At 62.0% G+C, this 22,845-nt stretch carries 21 protein-coding genes and 1 tRNA gene; 15 read left to right on the top strand and 7 right to left on the bottom strand.

Annotated elements, in window-relative coordinates; genetic code table 11:
* Positions 1 to 151 precede the first annotated feature (151 nt).
* Complete coding sequence (gene nudC / locus R1T45_RS04140) at positions 152 to 1,120, top strand: NAD(+) diphosphatase (protein ID WP_317390198.1); 969 nt, start codon at positions 152 to 154, stop codon at positions 1,118 to 1,120.
* A 72-nt stretch (positions 1,121 to 1,192) separates the two neighbouring features.
* Entirely contained in the window at positions 1,193 to 1,666 is a 474-nt protein-coding gene (locus R1T45_RS04135; protein ID WP_067624890.1) for an SRPBCC family protein, read from the top strand.
* A gap of 15 nt (positions 1,667 to 1,681) precedes the next feature.
* Here R1T45_RS04135 and R1T45_RS04130 read toward each other — a convergent pair whose 3' ends face one another.
* Complete coding sequence (locus R1T45_RS04130; RefSeq protein ID WP_317390197.1) at positions 1,682 to 2,539, bottom strand: prephenate dehydratase; 858 nt, start codon at positions 2,537 to 2,539, stop codon at positions 1,682 to 1,684.
* A gap of 154 nt (positions 2,540 to 2,693) precedes the next feature.
* Here R1T45_RS04130 and R1T45_RS04125 point away from each other — a divergent pair, with 154 nt between their 5' ends.
* Positions 2,694 to 3,194, top strand: a complete 501-nt coding sequence (locus R1T45_RS04125) for a c-type cytochrome (RefSeq protein WP_067624897.1) — start codon at positions 2,694 to 2,696, stop codon at positions 3,192 to 3,194.
* 124 nt (positions 3,195 to 3,318) lie between these two features.
* Complete coding sequence (locus R1T45_RS04120) at positions 3,319 to 4,140, top strand: alpha/beta hydrolase (protein ID WP_317390196.1); 822 nt, start codon at positions 3,319 to 3,321, stop codon at positions 4,138 to 4,140.
* Between the two features lie 44 nt (positions 4,141 to 4,184).
* On the opposite strand, the gene R1T45_RS04115 is transcribed toward R1T45_RS04120, so the two are convergent.
* Positions 4,185 to 5,438, bottom strand: coding sequence for a GAF domain-containing sensor histidine kinase (locus R1T45_RS04115; RefSeq protein WP_132443776.1), 1,254 nt, complete (start codon positions 5,436 to 5,438; stop codon positions 4,185 to 4,187).
* A gap of 265 nt (positions 5,439 to 5,703) precedes the next feature.
* On the opposite strand from R1T45_RS04115, the gene R1T45_RS04110 reads away from it, so the two are divergent.
* The 4 genes from R1T45_RS04110 to R1T45_RS04095 are packed head-to-tail and all read left to right on the top strand — an operon-like array spanning position 5,704 to position 11,422.
* Positions 5,704 to 7,638 carry an extracellular solute-binding protein gene (locus R1T45_RS04110; protein ID WP_317390195.1) on the top strand — a complete coding sequence of 645 codons (1,935 nt, stop codon included), beginning with the start codon at positions 5,704 to 5,706 and terminating at the stop codon, positions 7,636 to 7,638.
* 9 nt (positions 7,639 to 7,647) lie between these two features.
* Entirely contained in the window at positions 7,648 to 8,739 is a 1,092-nt protein-coding gene (locus tag R1T45_RS04105) for a microcin C ABC transporter permease YejB (protein WP_067624906.1), read from the top strand.
* Positions 8,739 to 9,845: an ABC transporter permease gene (locus R1T45_RS04100; RefSeq protein ID WP_067624908.1), complete on the top strand. Its 1,107-nt coding sequence runs from the start codon at positions 8,739 to 8,741 to the stop codon at positions 9,843 to 9,845. The genes R1T45_RS04105 and R1T45_RS04100 overlap by 1 nt, the downstream gene beginning before the upstream one ends.
* Positions 9,842 to 11,422 carry an ABC transporter ATP-binding protein gene (locus tag R1T45_RS04095; protein WP_120351920.1) on the top strand — a complete coding sequence of 527 codons (1,581 nt, stop codon included), beginning with the start codon at positions 9,842 to 9,844 and terminating at the stop codon, positions 11,420 to 11,422. The genes R1T45_RS04100 and R1T45_RS04095 overlap by 4 nt, the downstream gene beginning before the upstream one ends.
* Before the next feature lie 136 nt (positions 11,423 to 11,558).
* Here R1T45_RS04095 and R1T45_RS04090 read toward each other — a convergent pair whose 3' ends face one another.
* Positions 11,559 to 13,031: a D-alanyl-D-alanine carboxypeptidase family protein gene (locus R1T45_RS04090; RefSeq protein ID WP_120351919.1), complete on the bottom strand. Its 1,473-nt coding sequence runs from the start codon at positions 13,029 to 13,031 to the stop codon at positions 11,559 to 11,561.
* A 264-nt stretch (positions 13,032 to 13,295) separates the two neighbouring features.
* Positions 13,296 to 14,003 (bottom strand): HAD family hydrolase, encoded by a 708-nt coding sequence (locus tag R1T45_RS04085; protein WP_317390194.1) that lies wholly within the window; start codon positions 14,001 to 14,003, stop codon positions 13,296 to 13,298.
* A gap of 156 nt (positions 14,004 to 14,159) precedes the next feature.
* On the opposite strand from R1T45_RS04085, the gene clpS reads away from it, so the two are divergent.
* From clpS to R1T45_RS04050, 7 genes are all read left to right on the top strand, one after another.
* The gene (gene clpS, locus R1T45_RS04080; RefSeq protein ID WP_120352290.1) at positions 14,160 to 14,483 is read left to right on the top strand and encodes an ATP-dependent Clp protease adapter ClpS; all 324 of its coding nucleotides are present in this window, start codon (positions 14,160 to 14,162) and stop codon (positions 14,481 to 14,483) included.
* Positions 14,484 to 14,486: 3 nt separating this feature from the next.
* Positions 14,487 to 15,479, top strand: coding sequence for a class I SAM-dependent methyltransferase (locus tag R1T45_RS04075; protein WP_317390193.1), 993 nt, complete (start codon positions 14,487 to 14,489; stop codon positions 15,477 to 15,479).
* A 19-nt stretch (positions 15,480 to 15,498) separates the two neighbouring features.
* Positions 15,499 to 16,299, top strand: a complete 801-nt coding sequence (locus tag R1T45_RS04070) for an SDR family oxidoreductase (RefSeq protein WP_317390192.1) — start codon at positions 15,499 to 15,501, stop codon at positions 16,297 to 16,299.
* Positions 16,300 to 16,416: 117 nt separating this feature from the next.
* Positions 16,417 to 16,493: transfer RNA gene (locus tag R1T45_RS04065), tRNA-Met, on the top strand.
* A 134-nt stretch (positions 16,494 to 16,627) separates the two neighbouring features.
* Positions 16,628 to 17,059 carry an acyl-CoA thioesterase gene (locus tag R1T45_RS04060; RefSeq protein WP_120351916.1) on the top strand — a complete coding sequence of 144 codons (432 nt, stop codon included), beginning with the start codon at positions 16,628 to 16,630 and terminating at the stop codon, positions 17,057 to 17,059.
* Between the two features lie 75 nt (positions 17,060 to 17,134).
* Complete coding sequence (locus tag R1T45_RS04055; RefSeq protein WP_317390191.1) at positions 17,135 to 18,103, top strand: Gfo/Idh/MocA family oxidoreductase; 969 nt, start codon at positions 17,135 to 17,137, stop codon at positions 18,101 to 18,103.
* Entirely contained in the window at positions 18,100 to 19,035 is a 936-nt protein-coding gene (locus R1T45_RS04050; protein ID WP_317390190.1) for an acetamidase/formamidase family protein, read from the top strand. Before R1T45_RS04055 ends, R1T45_RS04050 begins: the two co-directional genes overlap by 4 nt.
* 68 nt (positions 19,036 to 19,103) lie before the next feature.
* On the opposite strand, the gene R1T45_RS04045 is transcribed toward R1T45_RS04050, so the two are convergent.
* The 3 genes from R1T45_RS04045 to R1T45_RS04035 form a co-directional block, all read right to left on the bottom strand.
* Complete coding sequence (locus R1T45_RS04045; RefSeq protein WP_132443772.1) at positions 19,104 to 20,783, bottom strand: ABC transporter substrate-binding protein; 1,680 nt, start codon at positions 20,781 to 20,783, stop codon at positions 19,104 to 19,106.
* Positions 20,784 to 21,019: 236 nt separating this feature from the next.
* On the bottom strand, positions 21,020 to 21,208 hold the full coding sequence (locus R1T45_RS04040) for a DUF2783 domain-containing protein (RefSeq protein WP_067623468.1): 189 nt from the start codon (positions 21,206 to 21,208) through the stop codon (positions 21,020 to 21,022).
* Positions 21,205 to 22,836: an FAD-dependent oxidoreductase gene (locus R1T45_RS04035; protein WP_317390189.1), complete on the bottom strand. Its 1,632-nt coding sequence runs from the start codon at positions 22,834 to 22,836 to the stop codon at positions 21,205 to 21,207. Before R1T45_RS04035 ends, R1T45_RS04040 begins: the two co-directional genes overlap by 4 nt.
* Positions 22,837 to 22,845 lie beyond the last annotated feature (9 nt).

The raw sequence follows: 22,845 nt of genomic DNA, 5'->3' as shown, positions 1-22,845 counted from the left end.
TCGTTAAAATTACACAACCTAAAGCTGTTTTGATATGACCAGATTTCAACCGCTCTGGCAAGGGGGCTTGGGATTGCCAATATCGCCTGCGCCGTGGCATGGCTGGGCGAAACGCACAAAGCCTGTATCGGGCCGGTATCGGGAGAGCACCATGCGTCACGCGGAGACGGTAACCTTTGGAGGCTCGGCCCTTGATCGGGCGGGAGAGATACGCGGCAACCCGGAAGCGTTGGCGCAGCTTCGCGCCGACCCTGCGGCGCGCGCCATCGTCTTTTGGCGTGGCAAACCCCTGATCGCGCCTGAACGCCCTGCCGGTTTGGTCCGATTGGCGATGGATCACCCGGCGCTGCAAGAGGCCGCTGCCGCGCCGATCTTGCTGGGCCGTGAGGACGGGGCCGCGCGCTTTGCCGTCGATATTTCAGGCTGGCAGCCTGCCGATCTGGGCCAATCGCAACTGGGGGCGTTCCTTGACCCCAGCGAACAGCGGCACCCACTGCTGGGCGATGACATGGCATTCGCCGAGTTGCGGCGGGTGATGACATGGCTTGACCCGCGCGATGCCGAACTAGCTGCCAGCGGCAAGGCGATCCTCGGCTGGCACGAAACGCACCGCCATTGCGCGCGCTGCGGCTGTGCCACCGATCTGGCGCAGGGCGGGTGGCAGCGCGTCTGCCCCGATTGCGGAGGGGCGCATTTTCCGCGCACCGATCCGGTGGTTATCATGTTGATTACCCATGGCAATTCCGTTCTCATGGGCCGCTCCCCCGGCTGGCCCGAGGGGATGTACTCCCTGCTGGCAGGCTTTGTCGAACCGGGAGAGACGGTAGAGGCCGCCGTGCGGCGGGAGGTTTTTGAAGAAGCAGGGGTGCAGGTCGGCGCGGTGAGCTACCTCTCCAGCCAGCCATGGCCCTTTCCGGCCTCGCTGATGTTGGGCTGCGCTGGCGAAGCGCTGAGCCGCGACCTGACCATTGACCCGGTTGAGATCGAAGACGCGCTTTGGGTCACCCGCGAAGAGATGATGGATGTCTTTGCCGGAAGTCACCCGCGTCTGCTGCCCGCCCGTCGCGGGGCCATCGCGCATTTCTTGCTGGAAAACTGGCTTGCGGATACACTGACCTGATACACCGACCTAACAGGCCCGGTCAAAGCGGCAGGGGTGGCAAATGCGAGCAGAAGAATTGGAACGGACGGAATGAAATTCTCGACCAAAGAAGACGTCGAAGCCCCGATCGAAGCGGTCTTTGACATGTTGTGCGATTTTGAGAGCTTTGAGCGGGCGGCCATGCGGCGCGGTGCCGAGGTGCAGCGCGCCGATACGATGCATCAGCCCGGTGTGGGAATGACTTGGAACGCGGTCTTCCCCCTGCGCGGCAAGCGGCGCGAGCTGACGCTTGAGATGGTGACCTTCGACCGGCCCAACGAGATGGTGATCGACAGCATGTCGCAGGGGTTGGCGGGGCAAATGTCGTTTGAATTGATGCCCCTGTCGCGCAACAGCACGCGCGTGTTGGTAGCGCTTGAGATCAAGCCGCTGACCCTTTCCGCGCGGCTCTGGGTGCAATCGCTCAAACTGGCCAAGACGACCCTGACCAAGAAATACAAGGACCGCGTCGCGGAATATGCCCGCGGTATGGAAGAGCGTCACGCCCGCGGCGTCAAAGTCTGAGCCTGCGCGCCTAGCCTACATCCCGCTCGGCGCGCCCCGGCCGGGATGGGCGGGGTAGGCGCCGAGAATTTCCAGCTTATTGGTGAAATACCCCAATTCATCCAGCGCGCGTTTCACCGCCGGGTCTTCGGGATGGCCCTCGATATCGGCGTAGAACTGTGTCGCGGTGAAGGACCCGCCGACCATATAGCTTTCGAGCTTGGTCATGTTGACGCCATTGGTCGCAAAGCCCCCCATCGCCTTGTAAAGCGCGGCGGGGATGTTGCGCACTTCAAAGACGAAGGTGGTCAGCATCCGCTCGGCCCGGGGGGAGAGGTCGATCTCAGGCGCCATCAGCAGAAAGCGGGTGGTGTTGTGGTCCATATCCTCAATATCGCGGGCCAGCACGGTCAGGCCGTTGATCTCTGCCGCGACCTCTCCGGCGAGAACACCATCGGTGCAGCCCTCGGTGGCGGCCAGTTCGGCGGCGGCCCCGGCGGAATTGGCGGCGGGTTCAGAGGTGATGCCATGTTGCTGCAAGAAACTGCGCGCCTGCGGCAGCAGCACCAGATGCGCGCGGACGTGTTTGATGTCTTTTAATGCCACGCCGGGGCGGGCCATGAGAGCGATGCGCACCCGAACGAAAGCTTCGCCGATGATATGCAGTCCGCTTTCCGGCAGCAGGCGGTGGATATCGGCCACACGGCCATAGGTCGTGTTCTCGACCGGAAGCATCGCCAGTTCGGCGCGCCCTTCATTTACGGCGCGGATCACGCCTTCGAACGACTGGCAGGGCACCGGTTCCATGTCGGGGCAGGCTTGAAGGCAGGCCTCGTGGCTATAGGCGCCAAGGGCCCCTTGGAAGGCGATGCGCGGCGTGGTCTGGGCGGTCATGGATCGTATCCTGCTGCAAAAGGCGCGGAGAAGGGCAATTGGTCGCGGTAACTACACCTTGCCTGCGCCAAGGGAAAGCAATAGATACGCGGGCAACGATGCCAAGAACCATGGCCCGCCCATGGTGCCAATACCAAGTGATGGACCCTGACGCATGTTCGATACAATGACCCTGACCAAAATCGCAGCCGGCGTATTCGGCGCCTGGTTGGTACTTCTGCTGGGCAAATGGGCGGGGGAAGAGATTTACCACGCCGATGCACATGGGGAAGCGTCCTATGTGATCGAAGTGGCCGATGCCGGTGGTGACGAAGGCGGCGAAGAGATCGACTTTACCGCCGTGATGGCCGAAGGCGATGCCGACAGCGGCTCTAAAGTGTTCCGCAAATGCGCCGCGTGCCACAAGGTCGACGGCTCCAACGCCGTTGGTCCGCACCTTGACGGTGTGGTCGACCGCGATATCGCCTCGGTTGACGGTTTCGGGTATTCCGGCGCTCTGACCTCGCTCGAAGGTGCATGGACCCCGGAAGAGCTGAGCGCCTTCCTCACGAGCCCCAAAGGCTATGCCCCCGGCACCACCATGGGTTTCGCCGGTCTGCGTAAAGTCGAAGACCGCGCTGACGTGATCGCTTACCTACAAAGCGTTTCCAACTAATTCCACGCTGCATTGCGTGAGTGAAAGCCGCCCTCTGGGGCGGCTTTTGCGTTTGGGCGCGGCGGAACGTCTTCTTCATGCAGGTGTTGGGCCATGAAACGTCCACACCGAAAGGAGACGCGACATGCAAAGTCATACAACCACGGTCAATGGGATCGAAATGCGTTGGGAAGAGACGGGGGCGGGTGATCCTGTCATCCTGCTTCACGGTATTCCCACATGCCCCGCGCTTTGGCGGGATGTCGCCCCGAAGGTCACCGGGCGCCGGGTGCTCGCTTGGGAAATGCCGGGGTATGGTGCCTCGATCCCGCAGGGCGAAGGGCGTGATATTTCGGTCTCGGCCCAAGCGGACTATCTGGTCGCTTGGATGCGCGATCAGGGCATCTCGCGTGCGATCCTTGCCGCACATGACCTTGGCGGCGGTGTCGCGCAAATTGCGGCGGTGCGTCATCCTGAAATGGTCAGCGGGCTGCTTTTGACGAATGCGATCAGCTATGATTCATGGCCCGTGCCGCTGGTCAGCGCCGTGGCCAAGACTGGCGGCGTGGCGAAACATGCGCCCGATGGGTCGTTCCACCAGTTGCTGATGATGATGTTTTCAAAGGGGCATGAGACCGACGCCGCCGCCGAGGCTGCCTTTGACGCCCACGCCCCGCATTACGCCCAACATGGAGAGGCCGAAGCCTTTGTCCGGCAGGCGCAGTCGCTGGATGTGGAAGACACCCAGGCCATCGCGGATAAGCTGCCCACGCTCAACATCCCCGCTCGGATCGTTTGGGGCGCGGCCGATGAGTTTCAAAAGCTCGAATATGGGGAGCGGCTTGCGAAAGATTTGAATGCACCGCTGCGGCGGATCGAAGGGGGCAAACACTTCACGCCTGAGGATCACCCGGACCTATTGGCGGAAGAGATCAACGCATTGATCCGCACGGTCGACGGAGCCTGAGCAAAGAGCGGGGCGCGGCATAGTGCGCTCCCCGCGCTTCAAAATTACTGAGCCGCGATCACCGGGGCGGCGACGTTTGCCGCGGCGATCCCGCCGATGTCGCAGCGCCACGCGGGCAGGCGGATCACGGCGCGGCTGCGGCCCGCCTCTACATGCACCTCGAAATCCCCGCCGTGCATTTCGATCAGCTTGCGGGTCAGCGGCAGGCCAAGGCCTAGCCCGCCCTTGGTGCTGCGATGGTCCATCATGCCGCCGACGACAAAGGGTTTGTAAAGCTCGGCAAGGTCGACGTGATCGTCAAAAGAGCCATTGTCGGCGATCGAAATCTCGATATTGCCCTCGGCGTCTTTGAACGTCCCTAGCGCGATCTCACTGCCCCCGTGCAGCACCGAGTTCAGCACCAAGGCCGTCACCGCCAATTCGATCTGGTCGCCATCTATGTGCATTTCCTCAAGCGGCAGGCTGTCGCGCAGAGTGATGGTTTTCGTGGTCGCATCTGTGGTGGCGAAATGCAGGGCCGAAACCGATTGCAAAAGATCGTTCAGATTGCATTTCCGCTCGTTCAGGCGCAGCTCTCCGGTGCTGACATTGCTATAGGATATGATCGTCTCGATCAACGCGCTGAGGTGGTCGACAGACCGCCGGGCAGAGCGAATCAGCAGCGGATTAACCCCTTGTTCGGCTTTGGCCTCCAACATGCGCAGGCTGCCGAAGAGAACCGTGAGCGGTGTTCGCAGTTCGTGACCCACCAGCGTTAAAAATGTGGATTCGGCGCTGGTGTCGGCCTTTAGCTCAGGGGCGTTCGGCTGGCTGCGCTCAAGCGCCGCGACGACCATACGGCCAAGGTCTTCCAACAGGGCGATCTGTTTCTCGGAGGGCTGTTCGTGCGGTTGCAGGTCCAGCGCGCAGAGGCTGCCAAAGCGGTGGCCCGAGGACAGGATCAGCGGCACGCCGCAGTAATAGCGCGCCTCGGGTCCGCCCTTGGCAACCATGGGGTGGCGCTCAAATCGGGGGTCTTTGCTGAGGTCGGGCACCACCAGTGGCACGTCCGACATGATCGTATGGCTGCAAAACCCGGTGTCCTTCGGCATCGGTTCCAGCGGGTAGCCGACCACGGATTTGTACCATTGGGTATCGGCCTCCACGACGCTGATATGTGCAATCGGACAGTCAAGCAGACGGCGGGTGGCCTCGCAGATAGTGTCGAACAAAGCTTCGTTCTCGGCCGTGAGGCCGGGCACATCAAAAACGGCGCGCAAGCGGGCTTCTTCGTTAAAGGGAATCGGGTAGGTTCTCATCGTCTGCTCCAGTTTACGCATCGTTAATTTGAGTGAAGAATCTGTTAATTTTGGGGCGAGAAATCGGCTGGCCTGCGAAGTTCCCGGGCGTCGGGCTACACATTCTCGCGAGCGGAAGCGGGGGAAATCGCCCTTCGATGGGGCAACCTCCGCGGCGGACCGCCCGTGCAGGGCAACCTTACATATTCGCAACTTGTATCTTGGCATCTCACAGCGTTAGCCTAGATGACGCCTACCCGGACTATGCCACGCCAAGGAGTGACCTATGCCCCGTGCCCAGACCCGCGCCGCGACCCGCCCTTCGGTCTTTGATGACCTGCCGCTATGGCTCGCGACGCTGACGCTGACGCTGATGGTGGCGGCCCTGTTGGCCGGTGCCGCCGCGGCGCAGGAGCAAGAGGTCATCAAAAGCCATGGCTATTCTTTTTATGGCGATCTGACTTACCCGGCGGATTTCGAGCATTTTAACTATGTGAACCCCGATGCACCCAAGGGCGGGGAAATCTCGATCCCCTTCGTGGGCACGCTGGATTCGATGAACCCCTATTCCGGCAAGGGCCGTGCGCATCTGTTCTCGATCTTCGGGTTTGAAAGCCTGCTGGGCGAGGCCCCTTCGGGTGAGCCGCTGCCTGCGGATGTCTATGGCGAAAGCTACTGCCTGCTGTGCGAAAGTCTTGAGTACCCCGAGGACAAGTCTTGGGTGATCTTTCACATGCGCCCTGAGGCGACGTTCTCGGACGGCACACCGGTGACCGCGCATGACATCGTGTTCTCGCATAACCTGCTCTTGGACGAGGGCCTGAAATCCTATGCAGACGCGGTGCGCAAGCGCATTCCCAAGGTTGAAGCGCTGGACGATCATACGGTGAAATTCCACTTTGCCGACGGTATCTCCCGCCGCAGCCTGATCGAGACGGTAGGCGGCGTGCCCGCATGGCCGAAACATTGGTTCGAGGAAACCGGCAACACCCTTAAAGACAGCTGGATGGACCCGCCCCCCGGATCGGGCGCCTATATGGTCGAAAGCGTCGATCTGACCAAGCGCATCGTGCTGAAACGCAACCCCGACTACTGGGGCAAGGACTTGCCGATCAACCGTGGCCGCATGAATTTCGACCGCATCCGGCTGGAGATTTTCAGCGACGACACTTCGGCCTTTGAGGCGTTCAAGGCGGGCGAATACACCTTCCGCGCCGAAGGGGATTCCAAGAAATGGGCCACAGGCTACGACTTCTCCAAGGTGAGTGACGGCGACATCGTCAAGGCCGAGCTGCCTGATGGCTCGCCGCCCACGCCTTCGGGCATCATCTTTAATCTCGGCCGCGAGACGCTGCAGGACCGCCGTGTGCGCGAGGCTGTGGCACTGATGTTCAACTTTGAATGGACCAACGAGTCGCTGCAATACGGGCTCTTCAGCCACCGCGCCTCGTTCACGCAAGACACGCCGCTGATGGCCGGGGCCGCGCCCGAGGGGGCGGAACTGGCGCTTCTGGAAAGCCTTGGCGATCTGGTGCCCGGGGAGCTTTTGGGCGCGCCTGCCGTGGTGCCGCATACCTCAGACCCCAGCCGCCTGTTGGACCGCCGCAACGCGCGGCAGGCTTCCAAGCTGTTGGAGGAAGCGGGTTGGACCGTGCAGAACGGCATGCGTGTCAATGAGGCGGGCGAACCCCTGCGGCTGAACTTCCTGATGAACTCCGCCGGGTCGCCGACGATTTCGGCAGTGATCGAAAATTTCGTGGGCAACCTGCAATCCATCGGCATCGACGCGCGGCTGGAGAAGGTGGACAGTTCGCAATACACCGCCCGTGAGCGGGACCGCGACTATGACATGATCTATGACGCCTATGCCGCCTTCCTTGGCACCGGCACCGGTCTGTCGCAGCGCTACGGGTCCGAGGCGGCGGAATTTTCGCTGTTCAACCCCGCAGGGCTTGCCAGCCCGCTGGTCGACGCGATCATCGAAGCCTCGCTCGATGCCGAAACGGCAGAGGACGAAGATGCGGCGCTGATGGCGCTGGATCGGGCGCTGCGGCATGAATTCTTTATGATTCCCACATGGTACAACGACAGCTATTGGGTTGCCTATTACGACCAATACGACCACCCCGAGATTCCGTCCTATGCTTTGGGCTACCTCGATTTCTGGTGGTATGACGAAGACCGCGCGCAGCAATTGCGCGCCTCCGGCGCCTTGCGGTAAAGCGACCACATGGGTGCTTATATTCTCAGACGGCTGTTGCTGGTGATCCCGACCTTGTTCGGCATCATGCTGGTCAACTTTGCCTTGGTGCAATTCGTCCCCGGTGGCCCGGTAGAGCAGGCCATCGCGCGGATTCAGGGTGGCGGCGATGTCTTTGGCGGCTTTGCCGGAGGCAACAACGACGCCGGGGTCGACACGATGGCACGCGGGTCTGACAGTACCTATGTCGGCGCGCGCGGGTTGCCGCCTGAGTTAATCGAGGAGTTGGAGAAGGAATTCGGCTTCGACAAACCCCCCGTGGAGCGGTTCTTTCACATGCTGTGGAACTACATGCGGCTTGATTTCGGCGAGAGTTACTTCCGTGCCATCAGTGTGATCGAACTGATCAAGGAAAAGCTGCCGGTCTCGATCACGCTGGGGCTTTGGTCAACGCTGATCGCGCATCTGGTGTCGATCCCCTTGGGCATCCGCAAGGCGGTGCGCGACGGCAGCCGGTTCGATACCTGGACCTCGGGCGCGATCATTGCGGCCTATGCGATCCCCGGTTTCCTCTTTGCCATCCTGCTGCTGGTGCTCTTTGCCGGTGGGTCTTACTGGCAGATCTTCCCGCTGCGTGGCCTGACCTCGGATAATTTCGACAGCCTCAGCCCCTTGGGCAAGGTGGCCGATTATTTCTGGCACATCACCCTGCCGGTACTGGCCTCGACGATCTCGGCCTTTGCCACGCTGACGCTGCTGACCAAGAACAGCTTTCTGGACGAGATCAAAAAACAATATGTCATCACCGCCCGCGCCAAAGGCCTGTCAGAGCGCAAGGTGCTTTACGGGCATGTTTTTCGCAACGCGATGCTGATCGTGATCGCCAGTTTTCCGGCGGTCTTCATCTCGGTCTTCTTCGGCGGGTCCATCATTATCGAGACGATCTTTAGCCTTGATGGGTTGGGGCGTTTGGGTTTTGAGGCAGCGGTTGCGCGCGATTATCCGATCGTCTTCGGGACGCTCTTCATCTTTGGCCTCATCGGCCTTGTCGTCGGCATCTTGTCGGACATGATGTATGTGCTCGTCGACCCGCGCATCGACTTTGAGAAGAGGGAAGGCTGATGGCGCTGTCCCCCCTGAACCAGCGCCGCTGGCGCAATTTCACCGCGAACCGCCGCGCCTATTGGTCGCTGTGGATTTTCGCGATCCTTTTTGGCATTTCGCTGCTGGCCGAGTTCGTGGCCAACGACAAGCCGATCCTCGTGAGCTACCGCGGCGAGTATTACGCGCCGATCTTCAATTTCTACCCCGAGACCGCTTTTGGCGGCGATTTCCAGACCGAAGCCGCCTACCGCGACCCTGAGGTGCAATGCCTCATCGCCACCGGTGGGCTGGATGCCTGTTTCGACGACCCTGAGGGCTATATTATCGACGCCGCGGATGGCGAGGTTGAAGGCGAAGCGATCGACAAGGGCTGGGCGCTTTGGCCCGTCATTCCCTATTCCTTCGACACCGCCGTGGACCGCCCCGGTGCCGCACCGCTGCCGCCCAACGGGCAGAACTGGCTCGGGACCGACGGCACCAAACGCGATGTGATGGCGCGGGTCATCCATGGCTTCCGGCTTTCGGTGGTGTTCACCCTGATCGTCACCGGGGCGGCGTCGATCATCGGCATTCTGGCGGGCGCGGTGCAGGGCTTCTTTGGCGGCTGGCTCGACCTGATCTTTCAGCGCATCATCGAGATTTGGTCCTCAACCCCGTCGCTCTACGTGATCATCATTATGTTCGCCATTCTGGGGCGAAGTTTCTGGCTCTTAGTGATCCTCTTGGTGCTGTTCTCATGGACGGCGCTGGTGGGGGTGGTGCGGGCCGAATTCCTGCGCGCACGTAACCTTGAATACGTCCGCGCGGCCCGTGCGCTTGGGGTCGGCAACGGCACAATCATGCTGCGCCATATGTTGCCCAACGCGATGGTGGCGACGCTGACCATGCTGCCGTTTATCATCACGGGCACGATTTCCACGCTGGCGACGCTCGACTTCTTGGGCTTCGGCCTGCCGTCCTCGGCGCCGTCGCTGGGGGAATTGACGCTGCAAGCCAAGCAGAACCTGCAAGCGCCTTGGCTGGCCTTCTCGGCCTTCTTTACCTTTGCCATCATGTTGTCGCTGCTGGTCTTCATCTTTGAAGGCATCCGCGACGCATTCGATCCCAGAAAGACCTTCTCGTGACTGCTTTGTTGGACGTCAAAGACCTGCAGGTTTCCTTTCGGCAGGACGGGCAGTTGATCCCGGCGGTGCGCGGGGTCAGCTTTGCCGTGAACCGGGGAGAGACGGTGGCTCTGGTGGGCGAAAGCGGCTCGGGCAAGTCGGTCTCGGCGCTCTCGACGGTGTCGCTCTTGGGCGATAGCGCGCGGGTCAGCGGCTCGGTCACCTATGACGGGCAAGAGATGATCGGCGCGGATGACAAGCTGCTGCATAAGGTGCGCGGCAACGACATCTCGTTCATTTTTCAAGAGCCGATGACCTCGCTCAACCCGCTGCACACGATCGAAAAGCAACTGGCGGAGTCGCTGGCGCTGCATCAGGGATTGCAGGGGGCCGAGGCGCGGGCGCGGGTGTTGAGCCTCTTGGAACAGGTCGGCATCAATGACGCGGAGAGCCGCATGGGCGCCTATCCGCACCAGCTTTCCGGCGGGCAGCGGCAGCGCGTAATGATCGCGATGGCGCTGGCCAACAAGCCCGACATCTTGATCGCGGATGAGCCAACCACGGCGCTCGACGTGACCATTCAGGCGCAGATTCTCGACCTGTTGAAAGACCTGAAGGATGAGATGGGGATGGGGCTTTTGTTCATTACCCATGACCTCGGGATCGTCCGGCGCATCGCCGACCGGGTCTTTGTCATGCAAAAGGGGCTGGTCGTCGAAGAGGGACCGACCGCTGAGATTTTCGACAATCCGCAACACCCCTATACACGCAAACTGCTCGGCGCCGAGCCCACCGGCGCGCCGGCCCCCGTGGCGGCGGATGCGCCCGAAGTGCTGCGGACCGACAACCTCAAGGTTTGGTTCCCGATCCAGAAGGGCCTGCTGCGCCGTACCGTGGGCCATGTGAAGGCCGTCAACGACACGAGCCTGTCGATCCGCGCGGGCGAAACGCTTGGCATCGTCGGCGAAAGCGGCTCGGGCAAGACCACCGCGGCGCTGGCGATCATGCGGCTCATCGGCTCGGAAGGGGAGGTGACTTTTCGTGGCGAGGACCTGCGCAAATGGTCCACCAAAAAGCTACGCCGCCTACGCGCCGATATGCAGATCGTCTTTCAAGATCCTTTCGGCTCGCTCAGCCCGCGGATGACCTGTTTCCAGATCATCTCGGAGGGGCTGGCGATCCACAAGATCGACAAGGCGCGCGACAGACGTGAACTGGTGGCGGAGGTGATGACGGAAGTAGGGCTCGACCCCGCGACGATGGACCGCTACCCGCATGAGTTCTCCGGCGGGCAGCGCCAGCGGATCGCCATCGCCCGCGCCATGGTGCTGCGGCCGAAGCTGCTGGTTCTCGACGAGCCAACCTCGGCCTTGGACATGACGGTGCAGGTGCAGATCGTAGATTTGCTGCGGGAATTGCAGGCGAAATACGGGTTGGCCTATCTGTTCATCAGTCACGATCTGAAGGTCGTGCGGGCGATGTCGCACAAGGTGATGGTGATGAAGCGCGGCGATGTGGTGGAATACGGCGACGTTGATGCGCTTTATGACAATCCGCAGACCGACTATACGCGCAAGCTGTTGCAGGCGGCTGGTTAAGCAGACGTCGTAAGTGCGGAGAGGGAGAGGGGGGCGCTGCCCCCATCGCGCCGGGGGGCGCGATTCCCCCGCGGGTATTTTTAAAAGGATGAAGATTGGTGGGCGTTGCCTGAGGGGCGGCGGCGGTCTTTGGGTTTTAGCCTTCGCTCGGGCCGATCATGAAGCAGCTGACGTTGCGCGCGGCCAGACGGCGGCAGGCGAGGTCGGCGCTTTCGCGTGACAGGCCGAGGAAGTTCGCGTCATAGCCCTGCGGGCGCTGCACCACTTTGCGCAATGTGCCATCAAGCGTCGACATTTCGGCCAGTGCGGTTTTCAGCAGGACCTTTTCGGCGGCGTAGCGGCTGGGGAAGCGGCCCACGTTGACCCCCCAGTGGCGACCGCCCGAGGTGGAGACGCGGGTCACGATTTCTTGCTCTACCGCCTGCTGTACGGCCAGCGTTACGTCTTTGGGCCGCGGTTCGGGGCGGGGAGAGGCCTGCGCGGTGGCGATGACGACTTCGGCGTCTTTGATCTCTGGTGTGGGCGCGGCGGCGGGCGGGGTTGGCGCGGTTTGCACCGCTTCGCGTAGGGCTGCCGTGATGTCGCTGTTGGAGACCGTGCTGGTTGCTTCGGGGGCGGCTGCGGTGGCCACGACCACGACTTCGCTGCGAGGGCGGAGTTGCGGGCGTTTGGAGGTGGTGACGGCACCGACAAGTCGGATCGTTTTGCCTGCGGCACCGGGGGCCGCGGGCGTGTCTTCGACATCGGCGTAGACCGGGGGCACTGGTTTGCGCAGGGGGGCCGAAGAGGGGGCGCGGCGGAAGCCAAGGTCCATCAACTCGGCCACTTTGGCGTTGCGCGAGGCGGTGGATTTGCCCCCGAAGACGGTCACGATGATCCGTTCGTTGCCACGCTCGGCCGAGGCCGTCAGGTTGAAGCCCGCGGCGCGGGTATAGCCGGTTTTGATGCCATCGGCGCCTTTGTAAGATCCCAGAAACCGGCGGTTTGTGTGGGAGACCTTGCGCACGCCCGCATCGGCGGTGATGCGCGAGAACAGGTTGTAGTACTGCGGGTAATCATAGAGCAGGTGGCGGCCCAGAGCCGTCATATCGCGCGCGGTGGAGAGGTGGCCGCTTTCGGTCAGCCCGTGCATATTCTTGAAGGTGGTGCGCGTCATGCCAAGCTGTTTGGCGGTGCGGTTCATTCGGCGGGCAAAGGCGGCCTCGGACCCTTCGATGGCTTCGCCGATCGCGGTGGCGGCATCATTGGCGGATTTCACGGCGGCGGCGCGGATCAGGTAGCGCAGGGCGATTTTTTGGCCCGGACGCATGCCCAGTTTGCTGGGCGGCTCTGAGGCGGCGTTCTTGGAGATCGTTACTTGGGTATCGAGTGAGAGTTCCCCGCGTTCGACCGCTTGGAAAGCGATGTAGAGGGTCATCATCTTGGTCAGGGAGGCGGGGTGCAAGCGCGTGTCGGCGTTCTCTGCGTGGATTTCTTTGCCGGTGCGGGCATCGATGACATAGGCGGCATAGGGGGCTGCCATGGCGCTGAGGGGTAGGATGACCAGAACCCAGAGTGCTGCGAATAGAAATAGCCCGTAACGGGCCGGCTGAATGCGCCGAGCCTTCATATTTGCCTGCCTTTTACTGCCTCAAGTCGCCGATTTTCGGCTGACCATTTATTGATTGGTTCAAGGCTAGCATAGGACGGCGCATCGCGGAAGCCGTCGAATCCGATGGACAGGGTAAAAAAGGACGGATCTCTTCTCCAATATGTAGAGGCTTGCGCACATTGACCCACTATAAGCGCGAATAAGGCAAGAATTGGGCGTAAGTTGGCCCGCAGTGGGGCGTTTTTAGTTGGGGCGCAGAGGCGACTCACCGGCGCGGGCGAGTCACCCCGAAACGATCTTTTTCACCGTCTCTGGGAGGCCGGAAAGATCGTTAATTTCAACAAAACGTGGTGAATTGGTTGGCGGTTCGGCGTGTTCCATCGCCCATGTGAGGTCGTGGGGCACGTGGACGCCCCAGCCGCCGGCCTCGATCATCGGGCGTACATCGGAGGCCAGTGAGTTGCCGACCATCAGCCCCTGCGCGGCGCCGTGCCCATGCTGCTTAAAAATGTGGCGATAGGCGGCTTCGGTCTTGTGAGAGACGATTTCGACCGCATCGAACCTCTCTCGCAGGCCTGATTGCGCCAGTTTGCGCTCTTGATCCAGCAGGTCGCCTTTGGTCACCACGATCAGCCGGTAGTCACCGCGCAGGGTTTCCAACACGTCTTCGACATGGGGCAGCAGTTCAATCGGATGGTCCAGCATCTCGCGCCCGGCGGCGAGCAGGTCACTGATCACCTCGGCGGGGACTTTGCCCTCTGTCACCTCGATTGCGGTCTCGATCATCGACAGGGTGAACCCTTTGATCCCGTAGCCGTAATGCGGCAGATTGCGCCGTTCGGCTTCCAAAAGCCGTGCCATCAGATGGTCGCGTTCACTATGTTCGGCCAGAAGGGCTGCAAAACGGTCGTGAGAGAGTGCAAAGTAGCGTTCATTATGCCACAATGTGTCATCCGCATCGAAACCGATGGTGGTGAGTGCCCCGCCCATATGTGCTGCCTCTTTCCTAAATTGGTTCAGGGGTTATATAGACGGCTGCACGACGAACAAGCTCTACCCCCAGCCGCAGGAGCAGCAATGCACCGTGACGACGCGAAAGCAGATTGGACGACCCAAGCAGCAGACCGGCCCGCGATGGGTTGGCAGATGATGGCGGACGGCCCCAAGGATGACGACGACACCGAGTTGTTGACTAAAACCCGCCCCAAGACCAAACGCCCGCCACTTTACAAGGTGATGCTGCTGAACGACGATTTCACCCCGATGGAATTCGTGGTGCATGTGCTGGAGCGGTTCTTTGGCCTGAACCATGCGCAGGCGTTTGAGATCATGCTGACGGTTCACAAAAAGGGGCTGGCTGTGGTTGGCGTCTTTAGCCACGAGATCGCGGAGACGAAAGTGGCGCAGGTGATGGATTTCGCCCGGCGTCATCAACATCCGCTGCAATGCACTATGGAAAAAGAAGAATAACACGTGATTGATCCGCGACTGGAACTGGCCCTGAACGGCGGTGGGCTGGACTTGCCCGAAACTGGGGTGATCGCCATCTTTCAGCCCCCCGTAGACGCTGATCTGGCCGGTTTGCCGCCCGAGCGCTGCAAGATCATTCACGATTTCAAGCCCGCCTATGATGCTTGGACCGCGCGGGGCTATGAGGCCGCGCATTCGGTCGAAGGGCGCTATGCCGCCGCCATAGTCTGCCTGCCGCGCGCCAAACATGAGGCCCGCGCCTTGGTCGCGCAAGCCTGTGCCGTAAGCGACGGGCCGGTGGTGGTTGATGGGCAAAAGACCGATGGCGCGGATTCGATCCTGCGCGAGATGCGTGCGCGGGTGACGGTGCAGGGGCCGATCTCCAAGGCGCACGGCAAGCTCTATTGGATCGACGCGGGCTCAAGCGATTTCTTCACCGATTGGGAAGCTGGCCCCGCCCAGACGGAGGGCGGCTTTTGGACCGCGCCGGGGGTTTTCTCTGCAGATGGGGTCGATCTGGCCTCGGCGCTATTGGTGGATGCGCTGCCCGATAACCTTGGGGCCGAGGTGGCCGATCTCGGCGCAGGTTGGGGCTTCCTCTCGGCGCATATCCTGACGCGGCCCAAGGTGAAGACCGTGCATTTGGTCGAGGCCGGGCATTTGGCACTGGAATGCGCGCGCCATAACGTGAGCGATGATCGCGCCGTGTTCCATTGGGAGGACGCCACCGAATGGCAGCCGCCGCACCGGATGGACGCGGTGGTGATGAACCCGCCTTTCCACACCGGCCGCGCCGCTGAGCCACAGATTGGTCAAGCCTTTGTCGCCGCCGCCGCGCGTATGCTGTCGGGGCAGGGCGACCTGTGGATGGTGGCCAACCGGCATCTGCCCTATGAGGCGGAACTGAAGAAACGCTTTGCACAGGTGGCCGAGCTTGGAGGCGATGCGCGGTTCAAACTGTTCCACGCCACACGCCCGCTGACCCGGCGCCGCTAAGCCTTAAGGGGGTATCCCGATGTCATTCTCGATCTCAGGCAAAACAGCCATCATCACAGGTGCCGCAGACGGCATTGGCCTTGCCATCGCGCGGCATCTGGCCGACCGGGGCGCCAATGTGATGTGCGCCAATTCCAACGAGAAAAAGCTGATGGAAGAGTTGGGCGACACGCCGGACGACGGGAATGTCCGCGTTTTTGCCGGCGATCTACGCCAGCGGCTGACCATCGCCAACCTCGTCTCGGCCACGATCGACGCTTATGATCAGGTCGATATCCTTGTGAATGCCTCGCGGCAGGTGTTGCCCACCGATCCACTGGATGTGGAAGACGGTTCGGTTGATACGCTGTTGCAGCAGAACCTGATGACGGCGCTGCAACTGTCGCAGCAGGTGGCGCGGCGGATGATAAAACAGGCCGAGGGCCAGACCGAGGGGCAGGTGGGGTCGATCATCAACCTCAGTTCCATCGCGGCACAACGTCACCAGCCGGATATGATGGGCTATGCCATTGCCTCGGCGGCGGTGCAGCAGATGACCCGCTCTCTGGCGCTGGTGCTGGCTCAGCACCGGATACGGGTGAATGCGATCTCTTTCGGGTCGGTGATGAGCGCGTCGCTGCGCGCCGCCGTGGCCGAAAACCGCGACTGGCGCGAGGATATTCGCGCGCATACGCCGCTTGGCCGTATCGCCGGGCCGAATGAACTTTGCGAGGCGGTGCAATTCCTCGCCGCCGAAAGCTCGGGGTTTATGACCGGTGAGATCATGACCATTGATGGTGGGCGTACCCTGCTTGATGTGGTCTCGGCCCCCGCGCATTAAGACCCGCGCATTAAGACCCGCGCATTAAGACGGGGCGGCAGTTTTCTTCGGCAAAAATGAATTCATCCATCTTTCGCCCTTGACCCCAATGCCAAGCTGCCTTATCCGACGCGCCACGGCGTTATAGCTCAGTTGGTTAGAGCGAACGACTCATAATCGTTAGGTCCCTGGTTCAAATCCAGGTAACGCCACCATCCTCCCCCTTTTTCGTATGACGATATGCCTGCTGGGCTGGCACTGGCCACCTGCGCTTGGGTTGCACGCGGGGCTGGAAGGGATAGAAGATAGCCCATGCCCCGCGCGGGTTTGAGCAGATGAAAGCAGCCTTATGACCACGGAAAACTTCGTTCACGAGATCAACGTCACTTGGGGCGATTGTGACCCGGCGCAGATCGCCTATACCGCGCGGCTGCCCTATTTTGCGCTGGATGCGATCAACGCATGGTGGGAGGCGCATTTCGATGGCGATGGTTGGTTCCAACTGCAGATCGACCGCAATATCGGCACGCCTTTCGTGAACCTTTCGATGGATTTCCGCAGCCCGGTCACGCCACGGCACAAGCTGATGTGCGAAACCTATCCGACGCGGCTCGGCAACAAATCCATCACCTTCGGCATGAAAGCGCGGCAGAACGGGGTGCTGTGTTTCGAGGGGTCGTTCACCTGCGTCTTCACCATTGCGGATGTGTTCGAAAGCCAATCCGCCCCCGAAGAACTGGCCCGGGTGATCAAACCACTGGTCCGCACCGACCTCGCCTAGGCGCAATCGGTCTGAGGCGGTTGAAGTTCCCCTAATTGCAGCGTCTTATCGCGCTGCATATCGAGGGAGACAGAGATGACGATCAGGACTGCGGTAATCGGATTGGGGATCATGGGCCGGCGCATGGCCGAGAACATGGTGCTGCACCCCGGCTTCACGGTCACCACCATGTGGGATCCCGACCCAGCGGCCTGCGCCGCCGCGGAAAAGGTCGCGCCGGAGGCGGCAGTGTCGGCCACGGCGTCCGAGGCGATGGCCGATGTCGATCTGGTCTACCTCGCCTGCCCCCCGGTGCCGCGCAAAGCCTATGCGCTTGAGACCGCGGCGGCGGGCAAGGCGATCTTCCTCGAAAAACCGCTGGGCGTGGACATCGCGGAGAGCCGCGCGTTGGTGGCCGAGTTGCAGGCTGCGGGCGTCCCGGCGGCGGTGAATTTCACCCAAGCGGCGGGGGCGGCGCTGACCGATCTAACGCGGTCGATCGGTGAGGGTGCGCTTGGCGATCTTTGCGGTATCGACATCATCGTGACCTATCCGGCCTGGCCCCGCGCGTGGCAGGTGGATGCGGATTGGCTGCGCTTTGCCGAAGAGGGCGGCATGACCCGCGAGGTAATCTCGCATTTCCTGTTTTTGAGCGAGCGGGTGCTGGGGCCGCTGACCCTGCAATGGGCCCATGCGGAATATCCCGACGCCGAACTTTGCGAGACCCATGTCGCGGCACGGCTGGTCAATGCCGAGGGCTTGCCGGTTTCGATCCTTGGCTCTGTTGGTGGCGTGCAGCCGGACCGGCAAGAGGTGACGGTGAAAGGGGCCAAGGCCAGCCGCCGCATCTCGGAGTTTGCCATCGACACCCTGTCGACCGGAGAGGCCTTCGCGCCGACCAACAGCAGCCCCACCGACACCCGCGCCACCAGCCTCAAAGCGCAGCTTGACGACATGGCGCTTCTGATGGACGGCGGCCCGAGCCGACTGGCCACACCAGAAGAGGCGCTGCGCGTGCAGGAGCTTATCGAAGGCATTTTGGCCAACGGAAGGACACAGTCATGACCGCCACCTTGCAGTCATCGCCCGAAACCTGCCACTGGGGCTACTTTGAGGCCAGCCGCCCGCCCGCGCTGACGATCCAAAGCGGCGACGAGGTAATCATCAACACCGTCTCTGGCGCGCCGAACTGCCTGCCGCCCGAAGGCTTCCATGTGCCGCCGGAACTTTACGACATCCACAAGGCAGGCCCGCCGCCGATGCCCGGCCATATCCTGACGGGCCCGGTGGCCGTCGAAGGCGCGACGCCCGGGGATGTGCTGAAGGTCGATATCCTTGATGTCGTGCTGCGGCAGGACTGGGGGTATAACTTCATCCGCCCCTTGGCAGGCACGCTGCCGCAGGATTTCACCGAGACCTATCACAGCAACATCCCGCTGGACGCAGAGCGGGGCATCGCCCGTCTGCCTTGGGGGCTGGAACTGCCCTTGGCCCCGTTCTTTGGCGTCATGGCTGTGGCGCCGCCGCCCGAATGGGGCCGGATCGCCACCATTGAGCCGCGCAAGCATGGCGGCAACCTTGATAACAAGGAGCTAGTTGCGGGCAGCACGCTTTACCTGCCGGTCTTCAACGAAGGGGCGCTGTTTTCCTGCGGGGATGGGCACGGTGCGCAGGGCGACGGCGAAGTCTGCGTCACGGCGATTGAGACGGCGCTACAGGGGCGCTTTCGTCTGACGGTGTTGAAGGATCGCGGGCTCAGCTATCCGCAGGCCGAAACGCCGACCCATGTGATCACCATGGGCATGGCCCCCGACCTTGACCACTGCGCGGAGATGGCCCTGCGGGAGATGATCGCGCTGGTGTCTGAGCGTGCGGGGATCAGCCGTGAGGATGCCTATGTGCTCTGTTCGCTGGCCGGGGATCTGCGCATCACCCAGACGGTGAACCGCGAAAAGGGCGTGCATATGATGATGGCGAAAGACCTGATCGGCGGTTAACGCCGGTGCCGCGCAAAGAAAAAGGGCCGCATCGCTGCGGCCCTTTCGCGTTTCTACCTAGTGGCGGATCACTCTTCTGCCCAAGCCATCCGCGCCGGGTGGTATTCAAACCCGATGTGGTGGGCGGCACCCACCAACCCCTCGCGGGTGTGGTTATAGAGCGAGCGCCAGTAAGGCTGGATCGTGACGCCATCGTCTTGCAGCATCTTCTCACCCTTCGCCATGATCTCGCGGCGCGCGTCGACATCGGCTGTGGCCAGCGCCTCGGAGAGCAGGGCGTCGAACTCGGGGTTGGCATAGCCAAACTCGTTCCACGCCTCGCCCGAGCGGTAGGCCAGCGCCCAGATTTGCACGCCCAGAGGCCGCGCGTTCCAGTTGGTGGAGGAGAAGGGGTATTTCACCCAGTCGTTCCAGAAGGTCGAACCGGGCAGGATGGTCCGCTTGACCTTGATGCCCGCGTCACGCAGCTGCGCGGCCACGGCATCGGTTGTGTCCTTGCGCCATGCATCGTCGATCGAGAAGAGCTCATGCTCATAATCCGCCATACCGGCTTCTTCCATCAGCGCGCGGGCGGCTTCGGGATCGGTCTTGGGCGGTTCGACCTCTGCATATTCGGGGTGCATCGGGCCGACGTGGTGGTTTTCGGCCACGATCCCACGACCGGCATAGCCCAGTTCCAGCAGCACGGCGTTGTCGACCGCCAGTTGCAGCGCGTTGCGCACACGCTTGTCTTCGTAAGGCTTCATGCCGTCGATTTCGGCCAGTTGGTTGGGGCGGATCACGATGGTCGCCGCGGTGGCGATCTCGTTCTCGATCCAACCGTCGAGCGTGCTCATCACGTCGATGTATTCGCCTTCCATGGAGTAGAAAGCGTCGACCTCTTCGGCCTCGGCAGCGGCGATCCATGCGGAAGGGTCGGTGCCGTAGTCGATGTATTCCAGACGGTCGATGTAGGGCCCGCCAAAGACTTCAGTGCCCCACCAAGTGTGGTCGGGGTTCTTCACCAGCACGCTTTTCACGCCCACTTCGAGCGATTCGGGCAGGTAGGGGCCGGTGCCCTTGGGGTTTTCCAACATGGTGTCGGGGTCGAAACCCTCGGGCGTGATCGCGGCGGGGTAATCGGCCATGCCGGGGATCAGCGTGATGTCGGATTTGGGCAGCTTCAGCTTGACGGTGTGGTCATCGACCACCTCAATCGCACCTTCGATCGCCTTGCCGGTCTCTTCGTCCACCAGCGTGGCGAAACGGCCCGCCATGGAGTTGCCTTCGAGCGATTTATCGCACCAGCCTTCGATGTTGCGCGCCACGTCCTGCGCGGTGAAGGGGGTGCCGTCGTTCCATGTCACGCCCTTGCGGACGTTCAGCGTGTATTCGGTGGCGTCGTCGCTGATCTCCCAGCTTTCCAGCAGGCCGGGGGTGAAGGTGCCGTCGTTCTCCCAGATGGCGAGATACTCCAACCAGCCGCGGCTGAAGTTGGCGATTTGCGACCAGTCATAGGTGCGCGGGTCTTTTAGGGCACGCACCTCCATCTGCATCCGCACGGTGCCGCCTTCCTTGAGGTTGGCATGGGCCGCCGCACGCGCGGGCGCGGCCATGCCAAGCATCCCGTAAGCTGTGGCGGACGTGGCCCCGAAGGCGCTCGCAATCGCCAGAAACTCGCGTCTGCTGACGGGGTCTTTCTTGGCGTTCTCGGCTGATGTCAGCACGGATTGCGGCAGCGGTTTTCCGGTGCGTGTCAAAAATTCCATGATTTTCCTCTCTGTTGGTGCGTTGGCCGTGGCCATCGCGGATCCCCACTTTTAAGGGTGGGGCAGGTGATGCAGTTGACCTGCTTTTGTCGCCTCTTGAGGTGGGCGCGGGGTGTTTAGTCTGCCGATCAGGCGCGTTGCGTCAAGCCTGTCGCGGGAAGTTGAGGAGCAAGTTAGCGCAGGAAACCGTCCCGGCAAGCGGGGTGGCCGGGAAAAACCACTGGTAAAATGGCGGTTTAGGCCAGATCACGCGCCGCTTTGAAAAGCGTCTCAAGCCGGGCGGGGTCGCCGACCTCATTGGCCAGCATCAGCACCAATCGCGCGTTCAGGGCGTGGCTTTCGGCCTCGCTCAGCCCTTCGTGGGCGGCCATGAGCGCGGCATAGACGGTGTCACCCTCGGTGCCGAGGTTGTCTTGAAGGATCATGCGGTGGCTCCTTTCGCGCAGTCCAAAGCGCCGTCAAAGGCACGGGCAAAGGCGCGGGAAATCGCGGCCCTGTCGGGCTGGTCGAAGACGGCGCAGACATGGCCATCGGGGCGCAGCAGATAGAGGAACCCGCTGCCATAGCGCCGCTGTGCATGGCCATCCTTGCCCTGAAAACAGGGGTAGGCATCCTGCGATTGGTCGATGCCGATACGGCTCAGGCCGGGGATATCCGGGGCCGTGATCCCGCCGACCGCGAGCAGGGTGAACTGGCCCTGAACCTCCCCCAGCAGCCAGCGATCCCCCGCAGGTCCGGCAAGCGGCGCGTCGATCAGCGCGCTGCCGGGGCGCAGGGGGGCGTCGCCTGCAGTTTGCAGCGGGCTATGGGCCAGCGTGCAGGGTTGTGAGAGGCGGCCTGAGTTGATCAGTTTGCGGGCGAAAGGATGACGAGCGGCGAGGGTCAGCACCTCATTGCGAAACAGGGTTTCGATGGGCGATTTGGGGGTCATGAAATTGGTCGCGCGGGCGGAGTTGCGCATGTTCTCATCCGCGCCATGCCCGCGTTCGATGTCATAGCTCTCGATCAGGCTGGCGGGCGCGTCGCCCTGCACGACAGCGGCGAGTTTCCAGCCGAGGTTGTCGACATCCTGCACCCCGCCATTGCCGCCCCGCGCGCCAAACGGGCTGACCACATGGGCGCTGTCGCCGACAAAGACCACGCGGCCCTGCACGAGCTTCTCCAATCGTGCGCAGCGGAACTTATAGACGCTCATCCAATCCAGTCGGAAAGGCGCATCGCCCAGCATCTGCTTCAGGCGCGGCACGACTTTCTCTTCGGTCGCCTCGGCCTTCGGGTCGGTCTCTGGCCCCAGTTGCAGATCGATGCGGTAGATGTTGTCGGGCTGTTTATGCAGCAGCGCGGATTGGCCGTTGTGAAAGGGCGGGGCGAACCAGAACCAACGCTCGGGCGTGTCATGGTCGCCAAAGGGGGAGGTTTCCATCTCTACGTCGGCGATCAGGAAATGTTCGTCAAAGGTCTGGCCGTCGAAAGGCAGTCCCATGCGTTTGCGGGTCGCGGAGCCCGCGCCGTCGCAGGCGATGTACCAGTCGGTTTCCAGTTGGTACGGGCCGTCCGGCGTCTCAACCGTCAGTTCGACGTGATCGGCGTGGCCTTTGTGATTGGTCACCTTGTTGAGAAACCGCAGGTCGATTAGGTCGGGGAAATCTTGTGCGCGTTCAACAAGGTACTCTTCGACATAGTATTGCTGGAGGTTCACGAAGGCCGGGTATTTATGCCCCGGTTCGGGCAGCAGATCGAAATTATAGACCTCCCTCTCGCCGTGAAACTGGCGGCCCACTTTCCATGTCACCCCCTTATCCAGCATCCGCTCGCCGATGCCCAGCCTGTCGAAAATCTCCAACGTTCGTTTCGCCCAGCAGATCGCGCGAGAGCCGAGCGAGACGACATTGTTGTCATCCAGCACGACCGATTTGACCCCGCGCAGGGCCAAGTCCACCGCCATCGACAGCCCGATGGGGCCGGCGCCCACGATCACCACCGGGTGCCGTGGCTCGGGCGCGGTGAGGCCGGGCGGGGGGCTGTAGGGGAAGGGGGTGTAGGCATAGGCCATGGTGGTTTC

This window comes from Sulfitobacter sp. LC.270.F.C4, assembly GCF_032922545.1.
Classification (GTDB): Bacteria; Pseudomonadota; Alphaproteobacteria; order Rhodobacterales; family Rhodobacteraceae; genus Sulfitobacter; species Sulfitobacter profundi.
The sequence above is the reverse complement of the archived record's forward strand: the minus strand, read 5'-3'. Positions and strand labels throughout refer to the sequence as shown.